The organism is Herbidospora sakaeratensis (genome assembly GCF_001570525.1).
In the GTDB taxonomy this organism is placed as follows: Bacteria; Actinomycetota; Actinomycetes; order Streptosporangiales; family Streptosporangiaceae; genus Herbidospora; species Herbidospora sakaeratensis.
The window spans coordinates 125,168-149,086 of sequence record NZ_BBXC01000008.1 but is presented as its reverse complement, the minus strand read 5'-3'; the positions used below and the strand labels follow the sequence as shown (position 1 = coordinate 149,086).

24 protein-coding genes are annotated in these 23,919 nt (G+C 70.0%); 13 read left to right on the top strand and 11 right to left on the bottom strand.

Translation table 11 applies throughout. From position 1 onward, the window contains the following. Positions 1-16: 16 nt before the first annotated feature. Positions 17-1,987: a beta-galactosidase gene (locus AW271_RS06515; protein ID WP_062333463.1), complete on the bottom strand. Its 1,971-nt coding sequence runs from the start codon at positions 1,985-1,987 to the stop codon at positions 17-19. A gap of 146 nt (positions 1,988-2,133) precedes the next feature. Between AW271_RS06515 and AW271_RS06510 the strand changes: the two genes are divergently transcribed. The 4 genes from AW271_RS06510 (at position 2,134) to AW271_RS06495 (ending at position 6,226) form a co-directional block, all read left to right on the top strand. After that, positions 2,134-3,435, top strand: a complete 1,302-nt coding sequence (locus tag AW271_RS06510) for an ABC transporter substrate-binding protein (protein WP_062333461.1) — start codon at positions 2,134-2,136, stop codon at positions 3,433-3,435. Positions 3,436-3,546: 111 nt separating this feature from the next. After that, positions 3,547-4,392: a carbohydrate ABC transporter permease gene (locus tag AW271_RS06505; RefSeq protein ID WP_245652960.1), complete on the top strand. Its 846-nt coding sequence runs from the start codon at positions 3,547-3,549 to the stop codon at positions 4,390-4,392. Then, complete coding sequence (locus tag AW271_RS06500; protein ID WP_062333455.1) at positions 4,389-5,213, top strand: carbohydrate ABC transporter permease; 825 nt, start codon at positions 4,389-4,391, stop codon at positions 5,211-5,213. Before AW271_RS06505 ends, AW271_RS06500 begins: the two co-directional genes overlap by 4 nt. 14 nt (positions 5,214-5,227) lie before the next feature. Beyond that, positions 5,228-6,226 (top strand): LacI family DNA-binding transcriptional regulator, encoded by a 999-nt coding sequence (locus AW271_RS06495; protein ID WP_218007990.1) that lies wholly within the window; start codon positions 5,228-5,230, stop codon positions 6,224-6,226. Here the strand turns inward: AW271_RS06495 and AW271_RS06490 are convergent. From AW271_RS06490 to AW271_RS06475, 4 genes are all read right to left on the bottom strand, one after another. After that, a complete protein-coding gene (locus tag AW271_RS06490; protein ID WP_083976221.1) occupies positions 6,172-7,509 on the bottom strand; it encodes a DUF2716 domain-containing protein in 1,338 nt (445 codons plus the stop codon). The two genes, AW271_RS06495 and AW271_RS06490, sit on opposite strands and share 55 nt — an antisense overlap. A 21-nt stretch (positions 7,510-7,530) precedes the next feature. Then, complete coding sequence (locus tag AW271_RS06485) at positions 7,531-8,961, bottom strand: WS/DGAT/MGAT family O-acyltransferase (protein WP_062333447.1); 1,431 nt, start codon at positions 8,959-8,961, stop codon at positions 7,531-7,533. A 206-nt stretch (positions 8,962-9,167) separates the two neighbouring features. Then, the gene (locus AW271_RS06480) at positions 9,168-10,193 is read right to left on the bottom strand and encodes a molybdopterin-dependent oxidoreductase (RefSeq protein WP_083976219.1); all 1,026 of its coding nucleotides are present in this window, start codon (positions 10,191-10,193) and stop codon (positions 9,168-9,170) included. 50 nt (positions 10,194-10,243) lie between these two features. Further along, positions 10,244-10,750 (bottom strand): CGNR zinc finger domain-containing protein, encoded by a 507-nt coding sequence (locus AW271_RS06475; RefSeq protein WP_062333443.1) that lies wholly within the window; start codon positions 10,748-10,750, stop codon positions 10,244-10,246. Positions 10,751-10,839: 89 nt separating this feature from the next. On the opposite strand from AW271_RS06475, the gene AW271_RS06470 reads away from it, so the two are divergent. Together AW271_RS06470 and AW271_RS06465 are read left to right on the top strand one after the other, a co-directional pair. Continuing rightward, positions 10,840-11,712: an alpha/beta fold hydrolase gene (locus AW271_RS06470; protein ID WP_062333440.1), complete on the top strand. Its 873-nt coding sequence runs from the start codon at positions 10,840-10,842 to the stop codon at positions 11,710-11,712. Next, on the top strand, positions 11,709-12,491 hold the full coding sequence (locus tag AW271_RS06465) for an MOSC domain-containing protein (protein WP_062333437.1): 783 nt from the start codon (positions 11,709-11,711) through the stop codon (positions 12,489-12,491). The genes AW271_RS06470 and AW271_RS06465 overlap by 4 nt, the downstream gene beginning before the upstream one ends. A 109-nt stretch (positions 12,492-12,600) precedes the next feature. Here AW271_RS06465 and polX read toward each other — a convergent pair whose 3' ends face one another. Next, entirely contained in the window at positions 12,601-14,280 is a 1,680-nt protein-coding gene (polX, locus tag AW271_RS06460; protein WP_062333434.1) for a DNA polymerase/3'-5' exonuclease PolX, read from the bottom strand. A gap of 5 nt (positions 14,281-14,285) precedes the next feature. Continuing rightward, entirely contained in the window at positions 14,286-15,620 is a 1,335-nt protein-coding gene (locus tag AW271_RS06455; RefSeq protein WP_062333432.1) for a phenylacetate--CoA ligase family protein, read from the bottom strand. Between the two features lie 23 nt (positions 15,621-15,643). Here AW271_RS06455 and AW271_RS06450 point away from each other — a divergent pair, with 23 nt between their 5' ends. Further along, positions 15,644-15,868: a cold-shock protein gene (locus AW271_RS06450; RefSeq protein WP_062333429.1), complete on the top strand. Its 225-nt coding sequence runs from the start codon at positions 15,644-15,646 to the stop codon at positions 15,866-15,868. Here the strand turns inward: AW271_RS06450 and AW271_RS42210 are convergent. Next, positions 15,854-15,988 (bottom strand): hypothetical protein, encoded by a 135-nt coding sequence (locus tag AW271_RS42210; protein WP_245652959.1) that lies wholly within the window; start codon positions 15,986-15,988, stop codon positions 15,854-15,856. The genes AW271_RS06450 and AW271_RS42210 overlap by 15 nt on opposite strands. Before the next feature lie 252 nt (positions 15,989-16,240). Here AW271_RS42210 and AW271_RS06445 point away from each other — a divergent pair, with 252 nt between their 5' ends. Then, positions 16,241-16,891 (top strand): DUF433 domain-containing protein, encoded by a 651-nt coding sequence (locus AW271_RS06445; RefSeq protein ID WP_062333427.1) that lies wholly within the window; start codon positions 16,241-16,243, stop codon positions 16,889-16,891. After that, the gene (locus tag AW271_RS06440; protein ID WP_062333424.1) at positions 16,872-17,339 is read left to right on the top strand and encodes a PIN-like domain-containing protein; all 468 of its coding nucleotides are present in this window, start codon (positions 16,872-16,874) and stop codon (positions 17,337-17,339) included. Before AW271_RS06445 ends, AW271_RS06440 begins: the two co-directional genes overlap by 20 nt. Positions 17,340-17,375: 36 nt before the next feature. Here the strand turns inward: AW271_RS06440 and AW271_RS06435 are convergent, their stop codons facing one another. Then, on the bottom strand, positions 17,376-18,350 hold the full coding sequence (locus tag AW271_RS06435; RefSeq protein WP_062333422.1) for an aldo/keto reductase: 975 nt from the start codon (positions 18,348-18,350) through the stop codon (positions 17,376-17,378). 10 nt (positions 18,351-18,360) lie between these two features. Continuing rightward, positions 18,361-19,302 carry an SDR family oxidoreductase gene (locus AW271_RS06430; RefSeq protein WP_062335238.1) on the bottom strand — a complete coding sequence of 314 codons (942 nt, stop codon included), beginning with the start codon at positions 19,300-19,302 and terminating at the stop codon, positions 18,361-18,363. A gap of 104 nt (positions 19,303-19,406) precedes the next feature. Here AW271_RS06430 and AW271_RS06425 point away from each other — a divergent pair, with 104 nt between their 5' ends. Then, positions 19,407-20,267, top strand: coding sequence for a helix-turn-helix domain-containing protein (locus AW271_RS06425; protein ID WP_062333419.1), 861 nt, complete (start codon positions 19,407-19,409; stop codon positions 20,265-20,267). Here AW271_RS06425 and AW271_RS06420 read toward each other — a convergent pair. Further along, positions 20,218-20,625 carry a hypothetical protein gene (locus tag AW271_RS06420; protein WP_062333415.1) on the bottom strand — a complete coding sequence of 136 codons (408 nt, stop codon included), beginning with the start codon at positions 20,623-20,625 and terminating at the stop codon, positions 20,218-20,220. The two genes, AW271_RS06425 and AW271_RS06420, sit on opposite strands and share 50 nt — an antisense overlap. Positions 20,626-20,890: 265 nt before the next feature. Between AW271_RS06420 and AW271_RS06415 the strand changes: the two genes are divergently transcribed. The 3 genes from AW271_RS06415 to AW271_RS06405 all read left to right on the top strand — a co-directional run bounded on the left by AW271_RS06415 (position 20,891) and on the right by AW271_RS06405 (position 23,884). Next, complete coding sequence (locus AW271_RS06415) at positions 20,891-21,427, top strand: RICIN domain-containing protein (protein ID WP_062333412.1); 537 nt, start codon at positions 20,891-20,893, stop codon at positions 21,425-21,427. A gap of 61 nt (positions 21,428-21,488) precedes the next feature. Beyond that, a complete protein-coding gene (locus tag AW271_RS06410) occupies positions 21,489-22,442 on the top strand; it encodes a hypothetical protein (protein WP_062333409.1) in 954 nt (317 codons plus the stop codon). A gap of 257 nt (positions 22,443-22,699) precedes the next feature. Beyond that, positions 22,700-23,884, top strand: a complete 1,185-nt coding sequence (locus tag AW271_RS06405; RefSeq protein WP_245652958.1) for an RNA-guided endonuclease InsQ/TnpB family protein — start codon at positions 22,700-22,702, stop codon at positions 23,882-23,884. Positions 23,885-23,919: the final 35 nt, after the last annotated feature.

The following is a 23,919-nucleotide window of genomic DNA, read 5'->3' as shown; positions in this document are numbered from 1 at the left end:
GTTCCTCCGGTGGGTGTCAGGGGGTGCGCACGACGCACACCCCACCGGCGGGCACCTCCCCGGTGAAGGAGGCGCCCGTGATCAGCTCCTCACCCGTGACGCCCGGCACCCGGACGGAGCCGTCGGCGTGGTTGATGAGGAAGACGTAGGGGCCACGATGGACCATCTCCAGCGTGTCGGGCAGTTCGGCCGGCCGGGCGACGCCGGCGTCCGCGGCGATCGTGGCCAGCAGTTCCCTCAGGTCGTCGGGCGCGGTGGCGACGTACCAGGCCGTGCCGGCGCCGAGCCGGTGCCGGGTCACCGCCGGAAATCCGGCGTCCGGCCCGGTGACGAAGCTCCGCACGGTCCGCGCCCCGGCGGGCCGCACCCGCTCCGACCAGCTCCGGGCGGAACCGGGGCGGCCCATGGCGGCGGCTGAAAGGTTCAGCCGGGTCAGGGTGACGGTCTCGTTCTCGCGGAGGGGGTGGAACTCCTCCACGCTCAGCCCGAGCACCTCGCGCAGCACCCCCGGGTAGGCGCCGGGGTGCACGGCGTCGTGCTCGTCGACGATGCCCGAGAAGTACGACACCACGAGCGTGCCGCCGTCCTCGACGTGGCGCTGCAGGTTCTTGGCCGCCCCCTCGGTGAGCAGGTAGGAGCTCGGCACCACCACCAGCCGGTAGCGGGTGAGGTCGGCCGACGGGTGCACGAAGTCGACGGTCACGTGCTCGCGCCACAACGCCTCGTAGTACGCCTCCACCCGCTCCAGGAAGCGCAACTCGGCCGACGGACGCCATTCCAGCTCCAGCGCCCAGTACGACTCCCAGTCCCACACGATGGCGACCTCGGCCGTCACCCGGGCGCCCGCGACCTCGGCCAGCCGGCCGACCTCCGCGCCGAGGCGCACCACGTCGCGCCAGATCGCCGAGTCGGTGCCCGCGTGGGGCACCATCGCCGAGTGGAACTTCTCGGCGCCGAACCGGGAGGCCCGCCACTGGAAGAACATCACCGAGTCGGAGCCTCGGGCCACGTGGGCCAGGCTGTTGCGGCGCATCTCGCCGGGGCGTTTGGCGATGCCGCGCCGCTGCCAGCTGACCGCGCCGGTGGAGTGCTCCATGAGCAACCACGGGCCGCCGCCGGCCAGCGAGCGGCTGAGGTCGGCCGACATGGCCAGGTGGATGTGGTTGTCGGGGCGTTCGGCGTCGAGGTAGTGGTCGTTGGCGACGACGTCGACGTCGGCGGCCCACGTCCAGAGGTCCATGGACTTGCAGTTGACCGTGCCGGCGAAGTTGGTGGTCACCGGTTTCCCGGCCAGCAGCCGCTTCTGGAGCAGGAAGTGGCCGCGGTGCTCGTCGTTGGCGAAGCGGGCGTAGTCGAGGCGCTGGGCCGGGTTGACCACGGTGTGGCTCCAGCGGGGGGCGTCGATCTCGGCCCAGTCGCCGTAGCGCTGGCCCCAGAACGTGGTGCCCCAGGCGTCGTTGAGGGCGTCGAGGGTGGCGTACCGGGCCTGGAGCCAGTCGCGCCAGGCGGCCACGCTCGCGTCGCAGTAGCACTCGCCCAGCGGGGCGCCGTATTCGTTGTGGACGTGCCACATCACCACCGCCGGATGGTCGCCGTAGTGCTCGGCCAGCCGGGTGACCAGGTCGGCGGTGGCCTGGCGGAAGGCGGGATGGCTGGAGCAGGCGTGCTCCCGGCCGCCCGAGCCGACGCGGCGGCCCTCCCGGGTGACGGGCAGCGAGTCGGGGTGCTTGCGGGTGAACCAGGGCGGCGGCGCGGCGGTCGGGGTGCCCATGTTCACGGCGACGCCGTTGGCGTGGAGGCGGTCGACGATCTCGTCGAGCCAGCCGAACTCGTAGCGGCCCTCGGCCGGTTCGAGCAGCGCCCAGGCGAAGATGCCCAGGCTGACCAGGGTCACCCCGGCCTCCCGCATCAGCCGGACGTCCTCCTCCTGCACCTCGCGCGGCCACTGTTCCGGGTTGTAGTCGCCGCCGAACGCGATGCCTGCCACGGGCCCCCCAGTGCTTGGTTCTGTGAACGTGCACAGTAATTCACGGCAGGAGAGCCGTCCAGTTAACGAGCATGTAACGGGGCATTGACAGCAGAACGCCGGGATTTCAGTCTGTGAACGTTCACAGAGACTCCCCGGAGGTTCGGATGCGTACGACCCGACTGGCCCTCGCCGCGCTCGCCGTCACCCTCGCCGCCGGGTGCAGCAGCGGCGGCGACGCCGCCCCGGAACCCGAAGCGGCCGCCCCCACGGGCCCGGTCACGCTCACGTACTGGACCTGGGCCCCGAACATGGACAAGATCGCGCAGGTCTGGAACGCCGCCAACCCCGGCATCACGGTCACCGTCAGCAAACAGGCCGGCGGCGACGACGCGGCCGCCAAGTTCCTCACCGCCGCCAAGGCCGGCAACGCCCCCGACCTGGTCCAGGCCGAATATCAGCACCTGCCGTCGTTCGTCGCCGCCGACGCGGTTGCCGACCTGGCCGCCGACACCGCCGCCGTCAAGGGCGAGTACGCCGAGGGCCTGTGGGGCCTGGTCACGCTCGGCACCGAGGGCGTGTACGCCATCCCGCAGGACAGCGGCCCGATGATGCTCTACTACCGCAAGGACCTCTTCGAGAAGTACAAGATCGACGTCCCGAAGACCTGGGACGAGTACGCCGAGGCCGCCCGCACCGTGCACGAGGCCGACCCGAAGGTCTACCTGGGCAGCTTCTCCAGCAAGGACCCCGGCTGGTTCGCCGGCCTCGCCCAGCAGGCGGGCGCGCAGTGGTGGTCGATCTCCGGCGACTCCTGGAAGGTCGGCATAGACGACGCCGCGACGACCAGGGTCGCCGAGTTCTGGGGCGGCCTCGTCGCCGAGGGCGTCATCGACGACCAGCCCTACTTCACCCCCGAGTGGAACAAGGCCCTCAACGACGGCACCCAGCTCAGCTGGCCCTCGGCGGTCTGGGGCCCCGGCGTGCTGGAGAGCAACGCCCCCGACGGCAAGGGCAAGTGGGGTGTGGCCCCGCTCCCGCAGTGGACCGCGGGGGAGAACCACAGCGGCTTCTGGGGCGGTTCGTCCACCGCGGTCTCGTCGGGGTCCAAGAACCGCGCCGCCGCGCTGAAGTTCGCGACCTGGCTCAACACCGACCCCGCCGCCCTCGACCTGCTGGTCAAGGAGGCGTTCGTGTACCCGGCGGCCGGCAAGGGCCAGACGGCGCTGGGCGACCCCCCGGCCTACTTCGCCGAGAGCCAGCCCGACTTCTGGCAGCAGGCGGCGACGATCGGGACGACGGCGCGTGGCTTCACCTTCGGCCCGAACGTGGGCGTGACCTACAACGCCTACAAGGACGGCTTCGACAAGGCGCTCAAGGACAAGGCGCCGTTCGCCACGGCGGTGAAGTCGATGCAGGACGCGACCGTGGCGGACATGCAGAAGTCCGGCTTCACCATGGCGGGCTAGATGTCCGTCCAAGACGACAGCAGCCGGAACACGGCCGGCCGAGAAGACGGCGTTCCACGCGGCGGTGGTGTGCGGAGATCGGCCGCTCGCGTCGGTAGTGGCGCGCCCCTGGTGTTCCTCGCGCCCGCGATCGTGCTGTTCCTGCTGTTCTTCGCGTTGCCCATCGGCTACACCGGCTACCTGAGCCTGCGCCGCACGAAGGTCTCCGGGCTGGGCCTGGGCAAGGGGTCGCGGCAGGAGGTGTGGGCGGGGGCCGACAACCTGACGGCGGCCGTCGCCGACGGCGAGCTCTGGGCCGGGTGGTCGCGGGTGGTCGGCTACGGGGCGCTGGTGCTGGTCGTGATGCTCGGGCTGGCGTTGCTGTTCGCGCTGCTGCTCGACTCGGCGCACGTCCGGCTGGCCCGGTTCGCCCGCATCGCGATCTTCCTGCCCTACGCCGTGCCCGGGGTGGTCGCCTCGCTCCTGTGGGGCTTCCTCTACCTGCCGAGCCTCACCCCGATCGGCGGCATCGACTTCCTGGGGGCCACGGCCGTCACCTTCTCGATGGCCAACGTCGCCGTCTGGGGCGGGACCGGGTTCAACATGCTGGTCCTCTACACGAACCTGCGGGCCATCCCGCGCAGCTACTACGAGGCGGCCCGCATCGACGGGGCCTCCGAGCTCGCCATCGCCCTGCGGGTGAAGATCCCGCTGCTGGTGCCGGCGATCGTGCTGACCACGGTGTTCTCGCTGATCGCCACCGTCCAGGTCTTCACCGAGCCGACCACGCTCCGGCCGTTCAGCAACACGATCAGCTCGACCTGGTCGCCGCTCATGAAGGTCTACCGGGACGCATTCGTGACCGGCGACCTCTACTCGGCGGCGGCGACGTCGCTGGTCATCGCGGCGGTCTCGCTCGTGGTGTCGTTCGGGTTCCTGCGCGTGGTGCGCGGACGCGCGTTCGGGGAGGTCCGATGACCCGGCTCGTGCCGACCGGGGTGCTGCTGCTCGGGGCGCTCTACTGCCTGCTGCCGGTGAGCTGGGTGCTGGTCGCGGCGTCCAAGTCGCCGGGGGAGCTGTTCACCCTCGGGGCCTTCACCCCCGGGTCGGGGCTGCTGGGCAACCTGGCGGAGCTGAGCGCCTACCGGGACGGGGTCTTCTGGAAGTGGACGGCCAACACCGCCCTCTACGCGGGCGGCGGGGCGCTGCTGTCGACCGCCGTGTCGGCCGTGGCCGGGTTCGCGCTGGCCAAGTATCGTTTCCGTGGGCGGAACCTGATCTTCAACGTGCTGATCGGCGGGGTGCTGGTGCCGTCGGTGGTGCTGGCCGTGCCGCAGTACCTGCTGTTCGCGAAGGTCGGGCTCGCCGACACCTACTGGGCCGTGCTGCTGCCGCAGATCCTGCATCCGTACGGCATCTACCTCGCCCGCATCTACGCCGGCGCGGCCGTGCCCGACTCCCTGCTCGAAGCGGGCCGGATCGACGGCGGCGGCGAGTGGCGGCTGCTCCGGAAGGTCGGGCTGCCGCTGATGGTGCCCGGCATGGTGACGATCTTCCTGTTCCAGTTCGTCGCCATCTGGAACAACTTCCTGCTGCCGTTCATCATGCTCGGCGACGACGGCAAGTTCCCGCTGACCGTCGGCCTCTACACGCTGCTCGCGGCCGGGGCCAACCAGCCCTCGCTCTACAACCTGATCATCACCGGCGCGCTGTTGTCGATCATCCCGCTGATCGCGCTGTTCCTGACGATGCAGCGCTACTGGCGGACCGACCTGTCGGGCGGAGCCGTCAAGGGCTAGTGGAGAATGACGGGGTGAAACGGCCCACCATCCACGACGTCGCGGCGGCGGCGGGCGTCTCGCGCGGGACCGTCTCGCGGGTGCTCAACGGCGACCGCTACGTCAGCACCGCCGCCCGGCTGGCCACCGAGCGCGCCATCGCCGAGACGGGCTACGTGGTGAACCGCAACGCGCGCAGCCTGGTCACCCAGCGCGCCGGCTCGGTGGTCATGATCCTCTCGGAGCCCAACGAGAAGCTCTTCGAAGACCCCAACTACAGCACCACCATCCGCACCGCCATCCGCCGCCTGGCCGAGCGCGACCTGTCGCTGGTGATGATGATCGCGGGCGACGCGGGCGACCGCGACCGGGTGCTGCGCTACGTCAAGGGCGGCCACGCCGACGGCGTGCTGCTCCAGTCGACCCACGCCGGAGACCCGCTCGTCGACGCCCTCGACGGGCTGCGCATCCCGGCCGTGTCGTGCGGTGCGGTGATCGGCCGGGAGAACGTCATCCCCTACGCCGCCTGCGACGAGCGCGGGGGAGCCCGGCAGATGACCCGCTACCTGGCCGAGCTGGGCCGCCGGAAGATCGCCATCATCACCGGCCCGATGGACACCCCCGGCGGCATCCAGCGCCTTGAGGGCTTCACCGACGTGCTGGGCCGCCGCGCGGCCAAGAAGCTGATCGAACACGGCGACTGGACCCGCCGGTCGGGCGAGGCGGCGATGGCCCGCCTCCTGGAGCGCTCCCCCGACCTCGACGCCGTCTTCTGCGCCTCCGACGTGATGGCGGCCGGCGCGCTGGCGACCCTGCGCGCGGCCGGGCGCAGGGTGCCCGACGACGTGGCCGTGGGCGGCTTCGACGACTCCGACGTCGCCATGTCGACCCACCCGCCGCTGACCACCGTCCGCCAGCCGCTGACCGAGATCGCCGAAGAGACGGTGCGGATCCTGCTCGACCTGATCGACGGCGCCGATCAGGTAGAGTCGGTGACGGTGCCGACCCGCCTGATCGTCCGCGAGTCGGCCTGAGGGCCGAACGACCAGACGTTGCCGACGGGCCGGCCACCACGCCGCAGCACGGTGCCGAGCAGCGCGGTGAGCTCCTCGTCCACGTGGCCGACGAGGTCGTCGCCGAAGACGCAGAGCGACGACTCCCGCCAGTTCCCGAACGTGCCCATCCGCAGGTCGGCGGTGACCAGGATGACGTGCTCGTCGTCGAGATAGGGGTAGCACGTCCACGGCGGCTGCCCCGGGCCGCCGACACGGAGGGGGTCGATCCGGGTGCTGGTGATGTACCACTTCAGCCGGTAGAGCCGATCGCCCGGCCGGGCGCAGGCCCGCAGGCCCCGCTCGACGATCTCCTCCACCCGGGCGATCGTGGGTGCGTCCGCGTCACCCAGATGCCAGGTCGCGGAGGCGGCGGGTTCGGCCATGCCCTTCTCGGCGGTCTCGTAGGTCACCCCGAACCGCTCCTCGAAGCGGAGAAGGACCTCGACGTCGTCGCGGCCGCGCACGGGGTGCTCCACGGGACGATCCCGCGCGGGCTCGCCGGGCGGCGCCCACCGGTAGGTGGTCACCCGCCCGATCTCCGCGAAGCCCGCCTCCGTGTACGAGCCCACCAGCGGACCGGCCGCCTCGGCGACCAGGAACAGGGTGTGCCGCCGGGGCGCCCGTAGTCTCCCGTCGTCCGGCGGCGGCGCCCACACGCGCGCCGCCTGGTGGAGCAACCGCGCGCCGTCGCCGGTGATCCCGCCGACGGCCGCGAAGTCGGTGCCCACCAGCCGTTCGATCCAGAGCAGTCCCAGCACGTGAGCGTTCCACTCCAACGTGAAGATCCGCATGTCCGACTCCTCGTCGGGGAGCCCGTCGGCCAGCAGTTCGCGCAGCGCCCGCCGCTGGTCGGGCACGGCCTCGGGCACGCCCCGCGGCAGGGGATCCCATCGGCTGAGCGAGCCGATCGTCGTCCCGTCGCGCAGGCTCGTGGACGGTCGGACGGCCTCGACGCCGGCGGCGAGCAGGACCCGCTCCGGACCCGGGGTGAACCCGGCCGCCCGGAGGTGTTCGGCCAGCCGAGGGGGATCGGTGGAGTGCACCTTCCACTCGGCCGGTTCGCACCGGGCGGCGAAGACCTCCTGCTGGCGCCTGATCAGCCCCGGCAGGTCGTCGTGGTCGAACGTGGCGTGGTCGACCGTGCCGTGGGTGCCGTAGTGGACGCGGACCAGAGGCCCGTCGCGCTCGACCACGGCGCCCGACGGCGGATGTTCGGGAGACAACCCACGAACCTGGCGCTCATAGAGGTCCCGTACGTTCATCCGGACAGCCTGCCCGGAAGATCACTCCGCGTCGACGGCGTCGGCCAGCTTCACCAGTTCGGCCATGGCTTCGCGCAGGTGGTCCATGATCCGCCAGACGTCCGGCACCCGGGCCGGGCAGGCGACGACGCCGAAGTCGAGGCTGCCGTCGTAGGAGAGGCACGTGATCGACAGGCCGCCCGTCAGGTCGGTGAGCACCGACATCGGGTAGTAGGCCAGCAACCGGGCCCCGCACAGGTAGAGCGGCAGTTGCGGCCCCGGCACGTTCGACACGATCAGGTTCACCCCGGGCGTCACCTTGCCGGCCAGCCGGAACAGGTGCGGGGTCGCGAGGCCGGCGATCGGCGCGGGCAACACCGAGCAGAGGTCGTTGAGCCAGTTCGTGCGCGACACGGCGAAGCGGCGCTTGGCGGTGGCCATCAGGCCCCTGACCGCCGACAGGCGCTCCTCGGGGTCGGCGACGTCGGTGGCCAGCGGGGTGATCATCGCGGAGATCTGGTTGCCGATGGTCTCGTGGCCCTTGGTGGTGCGCACCGCCACCGGCACCGCCGCGACCAGCGGCTGGCCGGGCAGCGCGGCGTGCTCCTCCAGCCACGACCGCAGCGCGCCCGACACGACCGTCATCACGACGTCGTTGACGCTCATGCCGAACGAGCGGCCGACGTGCTTGACGTCGCTGAGCGCGATCGACCCGTAGGCGAAGGTCCGCATGCGGGTGATCGGGCCGTTGAACGGGGTGCGCGGCGCGGCCAGCGAGGGCAGCGGCGGCAGCGGCTTCTCGCCCAGCAGGCGGCGGGCGGCGCTGGCCAGGCGGTGGGCGCCGGGCAGGCCGCCGGAGACGGGCATCGCGTCGAGGTCGGCGACCGCGCGGGTCAGCGACCGCACCGCGTCGCCGGGCTGGGCCAGCAGCCGGCCGAACGCCCCGGCGAGCATCTCGGCCGGGTTGGGCGCCTTGGCGCGCGGCGTGTCGGCCGAGGGCGGCTCGACCTGCCGCTGCTCGGGCGTGAGGTCGAGGAAGGCGCCGAGGATCTCCGAGCCCGACACGCCGTCGATGGCGGCGTGGTGGACCTTCGTGTAGACGGCGACGCGCCCCTCGCCCAGGCCGTGGATCAGGTGCATCTCCCAGAGCGGGCGGCTCCGGTCGAGCTTGCGGGCGTGCAGGCGGGCGACGTGGACGGCGAGTTCGTCCTCGTGCCGCAGGGTCGACTCGTGCACGTGGTCGGCGACGTCGAAGTCGTCGTCCTCGGTCCAGTAGGGCCGGTCGAGCCCGAAGGGCACGTCGGCGAGGCGCATCCGCAGCGGCGGCGCGAGATGCACCCGATCGCGCAACAGCGCGACCAGCCGGTCGCGGGTGACGCTGCCGTCAAGGACGGCGACGCCGGCGACGTGGGTGACCGTCGTGTCGGACTCGGTGCTGAGGAACTGCGCGTCGAGTGCCGTGAGCTGGCCCATGGGCAACCTCCCCCTGTCGTTCTCCGCCGGATGCCGCCCCCATCCTCCTCAGGAGCGGTTACCGGGGCGTTACCAAGACGTCTCCAAGGAGCGATTCTGACAGCGCCGAATCGGCTCCCCGTACTTCCCCCATAGGCGGCCAGCCCCCCGCAAACCCCCCCGAGCTGCGAGAAAAGCAGCGAACCTTCCGTAAAGGTAACACTTCGCTACTCGACGATCACCGGATGCGCCACGATGGCGTCGAACAAATACCCCATCTTGCCGTATGCCATGATCTCCGGCTGCCTGTACCCATTGTGATCTACCGCTCGCGCGAGCAGCACGCCGGGGCCCTTCTCCCTCGGACACCACTCCAGGTGCCACGGCGTCCACGCGCGGGTTCCCCTGCGGTGGAAGGCCTTCCGCCACGAGTGGCCGCCGTCGGTGCTGACCTCGATCTTCGCGATGCCGCCCGCGCCCGACCACGACCGCCCGCGCAGCACGTGCCGCCGCCCGAGCGGGATCCGGGCGGGTCGCGGCAGCTCGAACGCGCTCTTGACCGAGGGGGTGGTGACCCTGGCGGCGAACGGGTTGTCCAGGGGGCCCGTCGACACCTCCACGTCGCCGAGCCACTTGACCGACGCGATGCCCGCCCATCCCGGCACCACGAGCCGGGCCGGATATCCGTGGTCGGGCGGCAGGGTGACGCCGTTCATCTCGTACGCGACCAGCACGTCGTCGAGCGCCTTCGCGAGCGGCAGCACGTGCCGTACGTGACCCCGCCCGTCGACCGGGTCGTCGAGCCCGGTGGCCAGCACGTCGACCGCGCCGGGCCGGATCCCGGCCAGGGAGAGCACCGTTCTGAGCGGCACGCCGCGCCAGCGCGCGACCCCGATCCCGCCCAGGCCCCACGGCGGGCGGCCGTTGTCGGCGCACTCGATGGCGACGTCCATCGTGCGGGCGGGCAGTCTCCGCAGTTCGGTGTACGTGAGGACACGCGGCCCGGCCAGGCCGTCGCCGTGCAGGCGCAACCGCCAGGAGTGGGCGTCGAGGAGCGGGGTGCCGGTGTGGTTGGCGACGAAGAACAGGTCGTTCGGGGTGTGGTAGCCCTGGCCCGCCATGGCCTCCCAGCGGGTCGCGGCACTGGCGCCGTGGGCGGCGAACAGGTGGTGGGGGAGCGGTTTGACGATGGGGCGGCGGTGCGCGGAGAGGGGCGGGATGTCGCCCAGGGTGCACAGAGCGGTCCGGTCCATGAGGAGCCCTTTCCCTAGATGTATTTCCTACCAGGAAAGCGGCAAATCCATCAACGGGTGTTCTTGCGGCGTTCGTAGTGACGGCGGGCCTTCATGCGGTTGCCGCAGCCGGCCATCGAGCACCACCGGGCGCTGTTGCTCTTGGAGCGGTCGATGAGGAAGAGCGTGCACTCCTCGGTGTTCTCGCAGGCGCGCAGCCGGCCGGGGGCGGTGCGCCGCAGAGCGTCCCAGGCCACCACGGCGCGGGCCGCCACCGCGTGGCCGGGCGGGGTCGAGAGCCGCCAGGTCAGGCCGGCGTCTCCGGCGACCGGCCGGTAGCCGACCCCGTGGAGCGCCGGGGCGAGCGCCGCCGGGGTGGCCCGGTCGTGCACCAGCGCCTGCAGCGTGTCACGGGTGGAGCGCAGGAGGGCGAGGTCCTCGCCGAGCGCGTCTTCGCCCGCGTGCCCGGCGAGCCAGGCGCGGGCCGTCTCGGGGTCGGCGAGCAGGTCGTGCGCCTCGCCGGAGACGGTCGGAGTGGTGTTCAGCAGCGCAAGTAGAAGCTCCTCGTCGTCGACCACGTTGTTCTAACCTCCATTCGCCTGTTGACAAGGTTACACCTCGCATGCCTACGATCTAACCATCATCGAGACGAAAGGTGGTTAGAACGATGAGTGTGGTGGTGCACCACCGGTACGCCACGGTCGACGGGCATCGGCTCTTCTACCGCGAGACCGGATCAGCCGACCTGCCGACGATCGTGCTCCTGCACGGCTTCCCGACCAGCTCGTTCATGTTCCGCAACCTGATCCCGCAGCTGGCGGGCTACCGGGTCGTCGCCCCCGACCACCTCGGGTTCGGGCTCTCGGACACGCCGCCCGTCACCGCGTTCGACTACGGCTTCGACGCGCTGGCGGATCTGACCGCCGGGCTGCTCGACCAGCTGGGCGTCACCCGCTACACGATCGGCGTCCAGGACTACGGCGCCCCGATCGGCTGGCGGCTGGCGCTGCGCGACCCCGAGGCGGTCGTCGCGGTGATCACCCAGAACGGCAACGGCTACGACGAGGGCTTCGTCGCCTCCGGCTGGCAGGCCGTCTGGGACTACCAGCGCGACCAGAGCCCGGCCAACGAGGCGGCCCTGCGCTCGGCCTTCACGCTGGAGTCGATCCGCGGCCAGTACGTGACCGGCGTCGCCGACGAGAGCGTCGTCAGCCCCGACACCTGGCACCTCGACCACGCCTTCATCTCGCGGCCGGGCAACGCCGAGATCCAGCTGCGGTTGTTCCTCGACTACGTCACCAATCCGCCGCTCTATCCGGCGCTGCACGAGTGGCTGCGCACCCGGCAGGTGCCGGTGCTGGCGGCGTGGGGCAGGCACGACCCCTTCTTCGGCCCCGACGGAGCCCGCGCCTTCGCCCGCGACAGCCCCCACGCGGAGGTCCACCTGTTCGACGGCGGCCACTTCCTGCTGGAGAGCGCCGGAGACGAGGTCGCGGCGCTGATCCGCGAGTTCCTCGCCAAGTACCATCCGACGGCATGAGCCCGGGATCCGTGACGGCGCTGCGGCGCTACCCCGTCAAGTCGATGCTCGGCGAGGACGTCGAGGCGGCGGCCGTGACCGAGCAGGGCGTCGAAGGCGACCGGGTGGCCGCGCTGCTCGACGTGGCGACCGGGATGGTCGCCAGCGCCAAACACCCGCGCCTGTGGCGCGATTTGCTCGGCTTCGCCGCCCACTGGGACGACGGCATCACGCTGATCCGCTGTCCCAACGGCCAGACCGTGCCGCTCGGCCAGGCCGCCGACGCCGTCTCGGGGGCGCTGGGGCGCGAGGTCCGTTTGGTGACCACCCGGCCCGAGCACGCCACGGTCGGCCGGCCCGACCCCGAGGCGGTCATGGACGCCGGGGTCGACGCCGACGTGCCGTTCATCCACCTCCAGATCGGCCAGGGCACGCCGGGCGGCAACTTCGTCGACTACGCCCCGATCCACCTGGTGACCACCGCCACGCTCGATCGGGCCGGCGCGGAGATGGTGCGTTACCGGCCCAACCTGGTGCTCGATCTGCCCGGCACGACCCCCTATGCCGAGAACGACTGGACCGGACGCGAGATCGCCGTCGGGCCGGTGGTGCTGCGGGTGCTCGCGCCGACCCCGCGCTGCGCGGTGCCGACGCTCGCCCACGGCGACCTGCCACGCCGCGCCGACGCGGTCAGGACCCTGCTGCGGGACAACCGCGTCGACGGGTCGCCCTGCCTGGGGGCCTACGCCGAGGTCCTGCGGCCCGGCGATCTGGCCGTCGGTGATCGGGCGGCCTGCTGAGGCGTGACGGCGGGCCGCCGGGAGCGGGTGCGGAGCGCCGGATGCGGCGCCCGGCCGGGGGGCGGTGGCCGGCGCCGGCCGGGCGGGAGCCGTAACGGAAGAAGGCTTTTCAGCGGCCCAGGAAGCGGAGCAGTTTCTCGATCGGCCAGGTGTTGATCACGTCGTCGGGGGTCAGCCAGCCGCGCTGGGCGATGCCGACGCCGAACTTCTGGTTGTCGAGGTGGGGGATGGCGTGGGAGTCGCTGTCGATGGAGAACTTGACGCCGTGGTGGCGGGCCAGGCGGACCAGGTCGGAGGGCAGGTCGGCGCGGTCGGGGTAGGCGTCGATCTCCAGCGCGGTGCCGGTGCGGGCGGCGGCGCGGAAGACCGCGTCCCAGTCGGCGTCGACGCCCGGACGCTTGCCGATCTTGCGGGTGGTCGGGTGGCCGACGATGTCGACCTGCGGGTTCTCGCAGGCCGCGATGAACCGGCGGGTCATCTCGTCGCGCGACTGGTTGAAGTGGGAGTGCACGCTGGCGACGCAGACGTCGAAGCCCGCCAGGATCTCCTCGGGCCAGTCAACCGACCCGTCGGGCCCGATGTTGAGCTCGCTGCCGTGCAGCAGCCGCATGTTCGGGTAGCTCTTCTGGAGCTCGTCGAGCCGGGCCCGCTGCGCGAGCGCCTTCTCCAGCGTCATGCGCTGCATGACCAGGTCGGGGGCGTGGTCGGTGACGGCGTAGTAGGCGTAGCCGCGGTTCGCGGCGGCGGCCAGCATGTCTTCGAGAGTGGCGATGCCGTCGGTCAGGTCGGTGTGGGTGTGCAGGTCGCCCTTGAGATCGTCGAGGGTGACCAGCCGGGGCAGCTCGTGCTTGAGCGCCGCCTGGATCTCGCCGCCGTCTTCGCGCAGCGTCGGGGGGATCCACTCCATGCCGAGCGCGGCGTAGATGTCCTCCTCGGTGGCGGCGGCGATCACGTTGTCGTCGGCGTCGAAGAGCCCGTATTCGGACAACTTCCACCCCTTCTTCACGCACATCTCGCGCAGGTGGACGTTGTGCTCCTTCGACCCCGTGAAGTAGATGAGCGCGGCCCCCCACGACTCCTCCGGCACCAGCCGCAGGTCGACCTGGAGCCCCCGATCGGTGCGCACCGACGTCTTCTTCTCGCCCCGCGCGATGACCTCGGTGACGTAGGGCTGCGCGGCGAAGGTCTCCATCAGCTCGGGCGAACCCACGGCCAGGATGTCGATGTCGCCGACCGTGTCGCGCATGCGCCGCAACGACCCCGCGAAGGTCATGCGGTCGGCGTCGAGCGAGGCCATCACCCGGTCGGCCAGCTCGGCCGCGATGCCCAGGTGGACGCGGGTCTCGGCCATCTGGGCGATGCCCTTGAGGATGTTCTCCTCGGTCTTCGGCCCGAAGCCCTTCAGCCCCTTGAGACGGCCTTCCCCGATCGCCTGTTCGAGCGCGCCGGGCGAGTCGATGCCGAGCTCCTGGAACAGGAACAGCGCCTTCTTCGGCCCCAGCGTCGGGATCCTCGTGAGTTTGCGCACCCCGTCGGGCACCTTCGACCGCAGGTCGTCGAGCTGGCGGAAGCTGCCCCGTTCGAGGAACTCCTCCATCTTCTTCGCGATCGCCTCGCCGACCCCCGGGATCTGCCGCACCGGCGTCTCGCGCAGGTCGTCGGGGTAACCGGCGATCGACTTGGCCGCCTTCTGGTAGCTGCGCACCCGGAAGGCGTCGCCGCCGTTCAGCGCGAACAGTTCGGCGTACTCTTCCAGGGCCGCAGCGGCCTCGTCATTCGCCCGTGCCATGTCGATCAGCGTACATAGCGGTGCTTGACGCCGGGCGGGAAGTCGGCGGGGTCGGCGTAGGGCCGCAACGTGATCAGCGGCAGCTGCCTGCGCTCGGGCACGTAGTGGGCGAACTCGCTGTTCAGCCGCCTGACGTGGGTGGCGATCTGGGCCGCGACCTCCTTGGCGAGCTCTTCTGATGGTTCTTGGCCGGGGGCCAGCTCGACGGTGACGTGCAGGCCGTCGGCGCCTTCGGGGGCGCTCAGGACGAACTTGCCCGTCACCGACCTGTTGATCGCGGGCTGCTCCAGGCCGACCGAGATGTTCTCGGCGTAGACGTTCGCGCCGTAGAAGGACACCGCGAAGCGGCTGCGGCCGAAGACGTAGACGAACGGGAGCTCGGGACCGTCGTGCCGAGGCTGGAAGCCGACGCGTTCGAGCATCTCGCGGTAGGGGATGAGGCCGCCCTCGTCGGCGATGTGGTAGCGGATCAGCGGGATGCCGTTGTCGCCGCTGAACAGCAGGGTGCCGTCGGACTCCTCGAAGTAGCGGACCGCGGGGTCGTACTGCACGAGCGTCGGCAGCCGGTCGGCCCCGAACAACTCCCTGGCCTTCTCGGGGTGGGCGGCCAGATGCCGTCTGATCTCGATGGACAGCGGGGTCTCGTTGCCCAGGACGCCGGCGTCGGCGGTGCCGTACAGGGACGCGAAGGACCTGACCGGGTCGGCGATCCCGGCCCGCTCGGCGACCAGCGTGCGCCACTCCTCCGAGAAGACCTCACCCGCGGTCACGATCTTGAGGTTGTACTTCGTCCAGGGCAGGTCGACGGTGTCGATGACATCCTTGACGAACGGGGGATAGCCGAACAGGACCGTCTGCTCGGCCAGCGGCGCCAGTTGCGGCACGACCCTCTTGATCTCCGCGGGGTTGTTGCCCGGGGCGACGACGGTGATCGGGTAGCCGCGGTCCTGGAGATGCCGGATACAGGCCAGGGTGAACAGCCCGCCGACCCAGGTGCCGAGGGAGAAGCACACGACGGCCAGCGTCGGTCTTCTACCGAACCCGTCCATGACCTGCGCGAACCGGTCGGCGATGACCTTCTCGTCGTCGGCGGTCCGGGCCCAGAACGACGGCTCGCCCGTTGAACCGGAGGAGACCGCGATCATGCCTTTCAGGACGCCGTCGCGGCAGAGGGCGTCGAGGGGATGGCGGCGGGTGTAGTTGTCCTTCGTCGTGAAGGGGAGCGTCGCGAAGTCGTCGGCCGTCGTGATCGCGGCGGGATCGACGCCGTGCTCCCTCAGGAAGGCGGCATAGGCCGGAACGGTGGCCGCGACGCGGTGGAACAACTCGATGGGCGCCATGGTCGCGACTGTATCGTCCGGCTATGGGCGTTCGAGGGGTCGTACGGGAGTGGCACGCCGACCTGGGGTGGGGAGTGATCGACTCTCCGGAGACCCCCGGCGGGTGCTGGGCGCACTTCAGCCACATCCAGGCCGAGGGCTACCGGGCCCTGACGGCCGGGCAGCCCGTCGACCTGGAATGGGAGGCGCCCGGGCAGGACGGGTACCCGTACCGGGCGGTGTCCGTCTCTTCTCTAGAAGTGGGCTGACCTGGGCTGGTAGGGAGCCTCGAGTTCGGCCAGTTCCTCGTCCGAGAGGTCGAGGCCGACGGCGGCCAGGGCGTCGGGGATGTGGCCGTCCTTGGTCGCGCCGATGATGGGGGCGACCATGCCGGGCTGGTGCAGCAGCCAGGCCAGGGCGAGGGTGGCGGGGCGACGCCGACGCCCTGGTCGGCGCAGAGCGGGATCATCTCGCGTTCCTCCTCGCGGTAAAGGAGGTGGTAATTGTGCACCTCCGGCGTTAGGTGGCCTACGAGTGGCCAAACGCAAGAGCCGAGCAATCGACTGGCCAGTAAGTCGAGCGAATAGAACAGACGTTTGCAATGATGGCCGAGACGGATCGGCTCAGGGGAGGTGAAGCAGGTGACTTACAGCCCGAAGCTAGCGGCGGCGTTGTCAGGTGCCACGCTTCAGCAACTCGCTCACTGGCGTAGGGCCACCAGCAGGGGCGCCGTGCTGGTGCCGGAGATCTCCGCCATCAGGCCGGTTCTCTACTCGTTCCGCGATCTGGTCGCTCTGCGAGCCTGCGTGAAACTCCGGAACGACACCTCCCTCCAGAAGATCCGGCGTGCCCTGGACACGCTGCGGGACGATCTAGGGGAACGCGAACATCTGTCGGCGTACCAGTTGGTGGCCGATGACTCGACGATCTACCTAGTCGAACCGGAGCGGGCCACCGATTTGGTTCGCAACAAAACCAATCTTGTCATTTATCAGATGGTGGACGTCCTAAAGCCGTTCTACCGGGATGGGCGGCACATCCCCGACCTGCTCCGTCCGCGTGAACATGTCGCCGTCGATCCGGCGGTCAGAGGCGGAATCCCCGTGATCGAGGGCACTCGCGTCCCCTACGACGATGTCGCTGCCTTGCTGCGAGACGGTGTGTCGGCCGAGCGGATTTCCGACTACTACCCGAGCGTTTCGGCGACGGCCGCGCGAGACGCAGGAGACTTCGCTGACTACGTAGACAGCTACGAACCACTCAAGGAGCAGCGTGAGGCTGCTGCTGGATGAGAATGTCCCCCGTCCTCTGCACCGGGTACTGACAACCTTCATCCAGGGGCACGAGATTGTGCACCTGCTAGATATGCCCGGCTGGTCCGGAACTCGGGACGAGATGCTCTATCTCCGTGCTGCTGCAGAGGGGTTCCACGTCATACTCACCAATGACGGCCGGCAGATGGAGCGTCCGCGCGAGGTGGCCGCCATCGCCGCATCGCGGCTCCACCGGATCGAGTACCCGCACAAACATTCCGGTCTCATCGGCATGGGGATTGCGATCGCCACGGTAGCCGCAGCCCTCCCCGCCGCCTTGGCGCTACTTGAAACCGTGGACCGCCAGCAGTTGATCACCTTGAGAGCTGTTGATCCGACCGCATCGGCTCGTTTACGCGTGGTCGATCCATTGAGTGTTCCGCCGAAGCATTGGCCGGACGCATCGCAGCCCTCAGCGGACTGCTGATGCGTCGGCAGCATCGCCGATTCTCGACGAAGCTGGTCAGAGGGAGACTTCGCGCGGCTGATAGGGCTTGGTCAGCGCCTTCAACTCCTCCTTCGACAACTCAAGGTTCACCGCTTCAACCGCGTCGGCGACATGGCCGTCCTTGGTCGCGCCGATGATGGGGGCGACCATGCCCGACTGGTGGAGCAGCCAGGCTAGGGCGAGGGTGGCGGGGGCGACGCCCCTCTCACTGGCCAGTTCTGCCACCTTGGCCAGCACGTCTGCGTCGCCGGGGCCGCCGTAGAGGAAACGCTGGCGGTCGCCGTCGCCGTCCTGGCGGGTGGTGTGGTGGGCTTGGCCGGCGCGGGCCAGCAGGCCCCTGGCCAACGGGGACCAGGGGATGAGGCCGACGCCCTGGTCGGCGCAGAGCGGGATCATCTCGCGTTCCTCCTCGCGGTAGAGGAGGTTGTAGTGGTTCTGCATCGAGACGAACCTGGTCCAGCCGTTCTTCTCGGCGACGTGCTGGGCCTTGGCGAACTGCCACGCGCGCATCGAGCTCGCGCCGATGTATCTGGCCTTGCCTGACTTCACCACGTCGTGGAGGGCCTCCATCGTCTCTTCGATGGGGGTCTCGTCGTCCCAGCGGTGGATCTGGTAGAGGTCGACGAAGTCGGTGCCCAGGCGGGTGAGGGAGTCGTCGATGGCGGCCATGATGTGCTTGCGCGACAGGCCCTTGTCGTTCTGGCCCTGGCGGACGGGGAAGAAGACCTTGGTGGCCAGGACGTAGTCGTCTCGGCGCTCGAAGAACTTTCTGAGCAGGTTGCCGGTGACGGTCTCGGAGGCGCCGGCGGAGTAGACGTCGGCGGTGTCGAAGAAGGTGACGCCGGCTTCGACGGCCTGGCGGACCAGGGGTTCGGACTGGTCTTCGGGGAGGATCCAGCTGGCGGCTTCGCTCGGCTGGCCGTAGCTCATCATGCCGAGGCAGATGCGGCTGACCTTTAGACCGGTTTGCCCCAAACGTACATAATCCATGTCCCGCAGACTAAGTCCTGGGCCTGATCATGCTGTCCGCGCCCGCCGTCACGGCCTCCTCGGCGCCACGCGCCCGCCAGCCCAGCACCCGCCGAGCCTTCTCACCGGACACCCTCTTGGCAGACTCCGTCTCCGCGACGCCAGGAGGGAACAAACCGGCGATCCGAGCGGCCACGTCAGGCGCCGACCCCGCCAGGTGATCGCTCAACATCTCCCCGATCCGCCGCACCGTCACCGCAGGCTCGCCGGCCAGCAGGAACCGGTGCCCCGCCGCGGCGCCCTCGGTCATCGCCACGACGTGCGCGGCGGCCACGTCCCGCACGTCCACGATCGGAATCCACATCCCAGGCGACCCCGGCAGCTGCCCGTCAAGCAGCCGCCGGACGATGTGATTGGCCCCGGAGATCTCCCCGCCCATGATCGGCCCCATCACCGCCACGGGCAGCAGTGTCACCAGCTCCATCGACCCCTCGGCCACGAACTCCCAGGCCGCCCTCTCGGCCAGCGTCTTGGCCCGCCCGTAGGCGTCCATGCCGGGACCGTCCAGAACCGACCAGTCCTCCTCGGTGAACACGTGATCGGTGGGCGGATGGCCGAACCCGACCGCGTGGAAAGCGGAGGTCAGCACGACCCGCTTCACCCCGGCGTCGCGCGCGGCCCGCAACACCCGCAGCGTCCCGTCCACGGCGGGCGCGATCACGGCGTTCTCGTCGTCCACCGGTCCCAGGCGTACCGGAGAGGCCACGTGGAGTACGAAGTCGACGTCGGCGACGGCCTCGGCCCATCCGTCGTCGGCCATCAGGTCGGCCGTGACGAAGGAGAGGTCGGCGCTGCTCGCAGAAGGCGACCGCACGGTGGCGCGGACGGCGTAGCCCGCGTCGAGCAGTCGAAGGATGCAGTGCCCGGCGATGAAGCCGGACCCGCCGGTGACGAGAACACGTTGCTGAGTCATGACGCCAAGGCTCCCGACGCGCCCGTGGACCAGCCAGGTCCCTCCCGACACTGGTGGCGACAGGGACAGGCAGCCCACCGGCCACGCCGAATACCGTGAAAGGCATGACCGTCGAGCCGAACCTCCTGGGCGAATACCTCCGTGCGCGGCGCGAACTCGTCACCCCGGACCAGGCGGGCATCCCCTCTCAAGGCACCCGGAGGGTCCCGGGGTTGCGGCGCGAGGAGGTCGCGATGCTCGCCGGCATCAGCGCCGAGTACTACCTGCGCCTGGAGCAGGGCCGCGACCGCCATCCCTCGCCCCAGGTCCTGCGGTCGATCGCCCGGGTCCTGCGCGTCGACGACTCCTACCTCCTCGGCCTGGCCGAGGACAAGCCCCGCCGGGCCAGAAGGCGGCCCCGCAGAGAGGTCGTGCCCCCGAGCACCGCGAGGCTGGTCGCCGCACTGCCGTATCCCGCCTTCGTCGAAGGCCGCTGCCTCGACGTGCTCGCCGCCAACGCGCTCGCCACGGCGTTGTCGCCGAGGCTGAGGGCGGGCGGCAACCGGCTGCGCGACGTCTTCCTCGACCCCGCCGAGCAGGCGCTCTTCCCCGACTGGGAGCGTGCCTCAGCCGTTCTGCTCGCGGGGTTCCGCCAGTCGGTCGGCAGTGACATCGACGATCCGCGCTTCATCGAGCTCGTGGGGGAGCTCTCCCTGGCCAGTGAGCACTTCCGGCGGTTGTGGGGACGTCACGACGTCGCCGGGCGGCTCGGGGCCACGCTCACCTTCCACCATCCCCAGGTGGGGGAGCTGCGGCTCGACCGCGAGAAGCTGGCCGTCAGCGGCACCGACGGGCTGATGCTGGTGATCTACCATCCCGAGCCGGGCAGCGAGCACGCCGAGAAGCTCGCGCTGCTGGCCTCCGCCTCGGTCCCGGTCAGATCGTCGGTTCCAGGATGTCGTACTGACGGTAGGGGAGCGGGGTGATCACCGTCAGCGAGCCCTTCTCCTTGTGCTTGGCCGCCTTCCACAACGCGCCGAACGTCGCCTTCAGGTCGCGCAGCGGCTCCGGGTCGAGGCCGTTGGCGATGGCCAGGCGGTGGCACACCACCACGAACGTGTGGATGAACCGCCAGTCGGGCAGCACGTCGCGCCGGCCCGACAGGTAGTCGGACAGGGTCGAGTCGGGTAACCGCACCCAGCCCGCGTGGTCTTCCTCAGCGCACAGGGCCGTGGCGGCCTTCTCGACCTCTTTGAGTGACGGGTTGCCGGCGTCGACCCGCAGGCCGACCGCCGTGTCGCGGAGCAGGTCTCGGGAGGCCTTTCCGGCGAGCTCATCACGCATTGGGGGATCCGTTTCTGGACGCGGTGATAACCGTGGCAATTGTGAGACTAATGCCTGTCGTGATGGCATGCACCATTAGTTACTGAATTTCAATCGGCGAGCCGATGTGCGGATATGGCGGAAAAATTCCGGGGAAATCCGTGGCCGTCCGGGGTCATCCGGTGACGTCCGGGCGTGCGGAAAATCCCAGGTCCGACGGTATCCGGCGGAGGGTGTGTATAAGTGGAGCCGGAAGGGCGTCCGCCTGGGGAAGGGGAAGCCGACTGTGCGAAGCATCGTGCCGATCGCGGTGGTCTGTCTGCTGGGGGCCGCGAGTCCGGCGTACGCCGACCACACCACCGACATCCGCGTCTACAACCGGATGGACGGCAGCCGCCTCGCGGTGGCCGACAACGGCACCGCCGAGGGCGCCCGGGTGATCAGTCTGCGGTCGCCCGCCTGGCAGTACACGACCGCGCGCTGGACGGTCGACGAACGGTCCGACGGCTACACCGTCTTCAGGAACGAACTGGCCAACAAGTGCCTGCAGCCGGGCACGCCCAATCCGGTGGCCGGCGACCCGCTCGTCATCCGCACCTGTGACGGCTCGAAGTCGCAGGACTGGTCGCGGCGGGCCGAGGAGACCTACGCCGACGCGCCCACCGGGTGGGGGACCTTCCGGCCCCGGCTGAACCCGAACCTGGCGATCACCATCGCGACGTGGGAGGCCGGGGGCAGCTGGGACTCGCTGCACCTCGACGCCGACCAGAACTCCACCGACCGGCTGTGGCGGCTGGCCCGGGGCAACAACACCTGGTGGTAACCGGTTCCGGCGTGGAACGTGCCGTTTCACGCCGGAACGTCCCAGGAGTAACGTTCGCCAGATGCGTCTCCTGCTTCCCGCCGTCCTGCTCGTCTCCGTGCTCCCGGCGGCCCCGGCCCAGGCGGCGGCCGTACAGACCATCGGCACGGGAACCCCCGCGAGCTGCACCTCGCAGGCGGTCGTGAAAGCCGTCGCGAAGGGCGGCGTCATCCGGTTCGCGTGCGGGCCGAAGCCGGTCACGATCAAGATGACCGCCACCGCGAAGGTCCGCAACACCAGCCGCGACGTCATCCTCGACGGCGGCGGCAAGGTCACCCTCAGCGGCATGGGCAAGCGCCGCATCCTCTACATGAACACCTGCGACCGGGCCCAGGTCTGGACCACCTCCCACTGCCAGGACCAGGCCACCCCGCGCCTGACCATCAAGAACATCGGGTTCGCCGACGGCAACTCGATCGGGCAGCGCGCCGAGGGCGGCGGCGGTGGCGCCGTGTTCGTCCGGGGCGGGCGCCTGTCGGTCAGCAACGCCGCCTTCACCCGCAACCGCTGCGAGGCGAGCGGCCCCGACCTGGGCGGCGCGGCCATCCGCGTGCTCGACCAGTACAAGGACCTGCCCGTCACCGTCAGGAAGAGCCGCTTCACCAACGGCACCTGCGCCAACGGCGGCGCGCTGAGCAGCATCGGCGTCTCGTGGGTGGTCGTCGACAGCGTCTTCACCGGCAACCGCGCCACCGGCTCGGGCGCGAACCCGGCCCGCAGCGGCAAACCCGGCGGCGGCAGCGGCGGCGCGCTCTACATGGACGGCAACTACTTCACCGTCACGATCTCCGGCTCGACCATCCGGAACAACCGCGCCAACGAGGGCGGCGGCGCGATCTTCTTCGTCAGCAACGACAACTCGGGCACCCTGCGCATCACCAGGTCGAAGCTGGCGAACAACCCGAGCCTCGGCTTCGAGACGGCCGGCTTCCCCGGCATCTTCTTCAAGGGCAAGGGCAAGCCGATCATGAGCTGAAAAGCCTCTTTTCGTTACGGCTCCGCCCACCCCGGCGCCGCCCGCCACTCCAAGACCGCGCCGCAGCCGGCGCCGACCGGCCGCGTCTGGGCGCTCTCCGACGTCCAGAAGGCTCGACGTCGACAATGATCCCGCTCCGGTGATTCCACGGCCCAACCGCAGGTGCGGCGTTATCATCGATGGGTGCGGAGGTGTACGACTACCGGACGTATATATATTTTCTGAATACCTGGCGGAGGTGGGCCATGCGTAGGTCGATGAAATTCCTTCTGCGCCCGACCGGCGCTCAACTGATCGCACTGGCCCAGTGCCTCGAAGACCACCGCGAGTTGTACAACGCGGCACTCGAACACCGGCGCATCGTCTATGCCAAAACGCGCACCACTGTCCGCTACGGCGACCAGTCGGCCGAGTTGAAGCACATCCGGGCAGACGACGCCCAAGGCCAAGGGCGCTGGTCGTTCTCCTCGCAGCAGAGCACCTTACGGCGCTTGGACCGGGCGTTCCGGAGGTTCTTCGAACGAATCCATCAAGGCCGCGCGCCGGGCTTTCCGCGCTTCAAGAGTCGAGGTCGGTTCAACACCGTCGAGTGGCCCAAAGACGGCGACGGCTGCCGGTGGAACTCCCGGCCCGAACACCCGACCACCGCGTTCGTACGCATACAGGGTGTCGGCCACGTGAAGGTCCATCAACACCGCGACGTCCTCGGCATCGTCAAGACGATCAGCGTTAAGCGGGAGGGGGCTCGCTGGTACGTCCTCCTGTCCTGCGACGACGTTCCGGTCGAGCCGCTCCCCGCGACCGGATCCGCTGTGGGGATCGACCTGGGTGTCTGTTCGCTGCTCACCACTAGTGACGGCGAGCACTTCGCCAATCCGCGATTCCTGTCTGCCGGCGTCAAACTCCTGAGTGCCGCAACTCGAGATCTTGCGCGAAGGAGTCGCGGATCCAAGCGCCATCGTGACGCCGCGGCCCGTGTGGCGGCGCTCCACGGCAAGGTTCGTCGGCGACGCCTCGACTACGCGCACAAGATCGCCAACCGCCTGGTCCGCAGCTACGACCTCATCGTCCACGAGGCACTGCAGATCGTGAACATGACCAAGCGCGCTTCACCCAAGCCCGACGGGAACGGGAGCTATCTGCCCAACCACGCTGCCGCCAAGACCGGCCTGAACAAGAGCATCCTTGACGCGGGTTGGGGGGTGTTCCTACGCATCCTCGTGGACAAGGCTGAAAGCGCCGGTCGGGAGGTGGTCGCGGTGAACCCCGCGACCACCTCCCGTATGTGCAATCGATGTGGGCACACGGCGAAAGAGAACCGCGTCACCCAGGCCGAATTCGCGTGCGGGGCGTGCGGGCACACCGCACACGCCGACGTGAACGCGGCGATCAACATCTTGAGGGCAGGGCTTGCCCTTCGTGAGGCCGCCTCAGCGGCTTAGCGAGAAGCCACTCCCTTCATGGGGTGGAGGAGTCA

What these genes read in the sequence shown, in the direction of transcription:
- AW271_RS06510 (WP_062333461.1), top strand. Translation starts at nt 2,134, where the DNA reads ATGCGTACGACCCGACTGGCCCTCGCCGCGCTCGCCGTCACCCTCGCC.
- AW271_RS06500 (WP_062333455.1), top strand. Translation starts at nt 4,389, where the DNA reads ATGACCCGGCTCGTGCCGACCGGGGTGCTGCTGCTCGGGGCGCTCTAC.
- AW271_RS06490 (WP_083976221.1), bottom strand. Translation starts at nt 7,509, where the DNA reads ATGAACGTACGGGACCTCTATGAGCGCCAGGTTCGTGGGTTGTCTCCC.
- AW271_RS06485 (WP_062333447.1), bottom strand. Translation starts at nt 8,961, where the DNA reads ATGGGCCAGCTCACGGCACTCGACGCGCAGTTCCTCAGCACCGAGTCC.
- AW271_RS06480 (WP_083976219.1), bottom strand. Translation starts at nt 10,193, where the DNA reads ATGGACCGGACCGCTCTGTGCACCCTGGGCGACATCCCGCCCCTCTCC.
- AW271_RS06470 (WP_062333440.1), top strand. Translation starts at nt 10,840, where the DNA reads ATGAGTGTGGTGGTGCACCACCGGTACGCCACGGTCGACGGGCATCGG.
- AW271_RS06465 (WP_062333437.1), top strand. Translation starts at nt 11,709, where the DNA reads ATGAGCCCGGGATCCGTGACGGCGCTGCGGCGCTACCCCGTCAAGTCG.
- polX (WP_062333434.1), bottom strand. Translation starts at nt 14,280, where the DNA reads ATGGCACGGGCGAATGACGAGGCCGCTGCGGCCCTGGAAGAGTACGCC.
- AW271_RS06455 (WP_062333432.1), bottom strand. Translation starts at nt 15,620, where the DNA reads ATGGCGCCCATCGAGTTGTTCCACCGCGTCGCGGCCACCGTTCCGGCC.
- AW271_RS06450 (WP_062333429.1), top strand. Translation starts at nt 15,644, where the DNA reads ATGGGCGTTCGAGGGGTCGTACGGGAGTGGCACGCCGACCTGGGGTGG.
- AW271_RS42210 (WP_245652959.1), bottom strand. Translation starts at nt 15,988, where the DNA reads ATGGTCGCCCCCATCATCGGCGCGACCAAGGACGGCCACATCCCCGAC.
- AW271_RS06435 (WP_062333422.1), bottom strand. Translation starts at nt 18,350, where the DNA reads ATGGATTATGTACGTTTGGGGCAAACCGGTCTAAAGGTCAGCCGCATC.
- AW271_RS06430 (WP_062335238.1), bottom strand. Translation starts at nt 19,302, where the DNA reads ATGACTCAGCAACGTGTTCTCGTCACCGGCGGGTCCGGCTTCATCGCC.
- AW271_RS06425 (WP_062333419.1), top strand. Translation starts at nt 19,407, where the DNA reads ATGACCGTCGAGCCGAACCTCCTGGGCGAATACCTCCGTGCGCGGCGC.
- AW271_RS06420 (WP_062333415.1), bottom strand. Translation starts at nt 20,625, where the DNA reads ATGCGTGATGAGCTCGCCGGAAAGGCCTCCCGAGACCTGCTCCGCGAC.
- AW271_RS06410 (WP_062333409.1), top strand. Translation starts at nt 21,489, where the DNA reads ATGCGTCTCCTGCTTCCCGCCGTCCTGCTCGTCTCCGTGCTCCCGGCG.
- AW271_RS06405 (WP_245652958.1), top strand. Translation starts at nt 22,700, where the DNA reads ATGAAATTCCTTCTGCGCCCGACCGGCGCTCAACTGATCGCACTGGCC.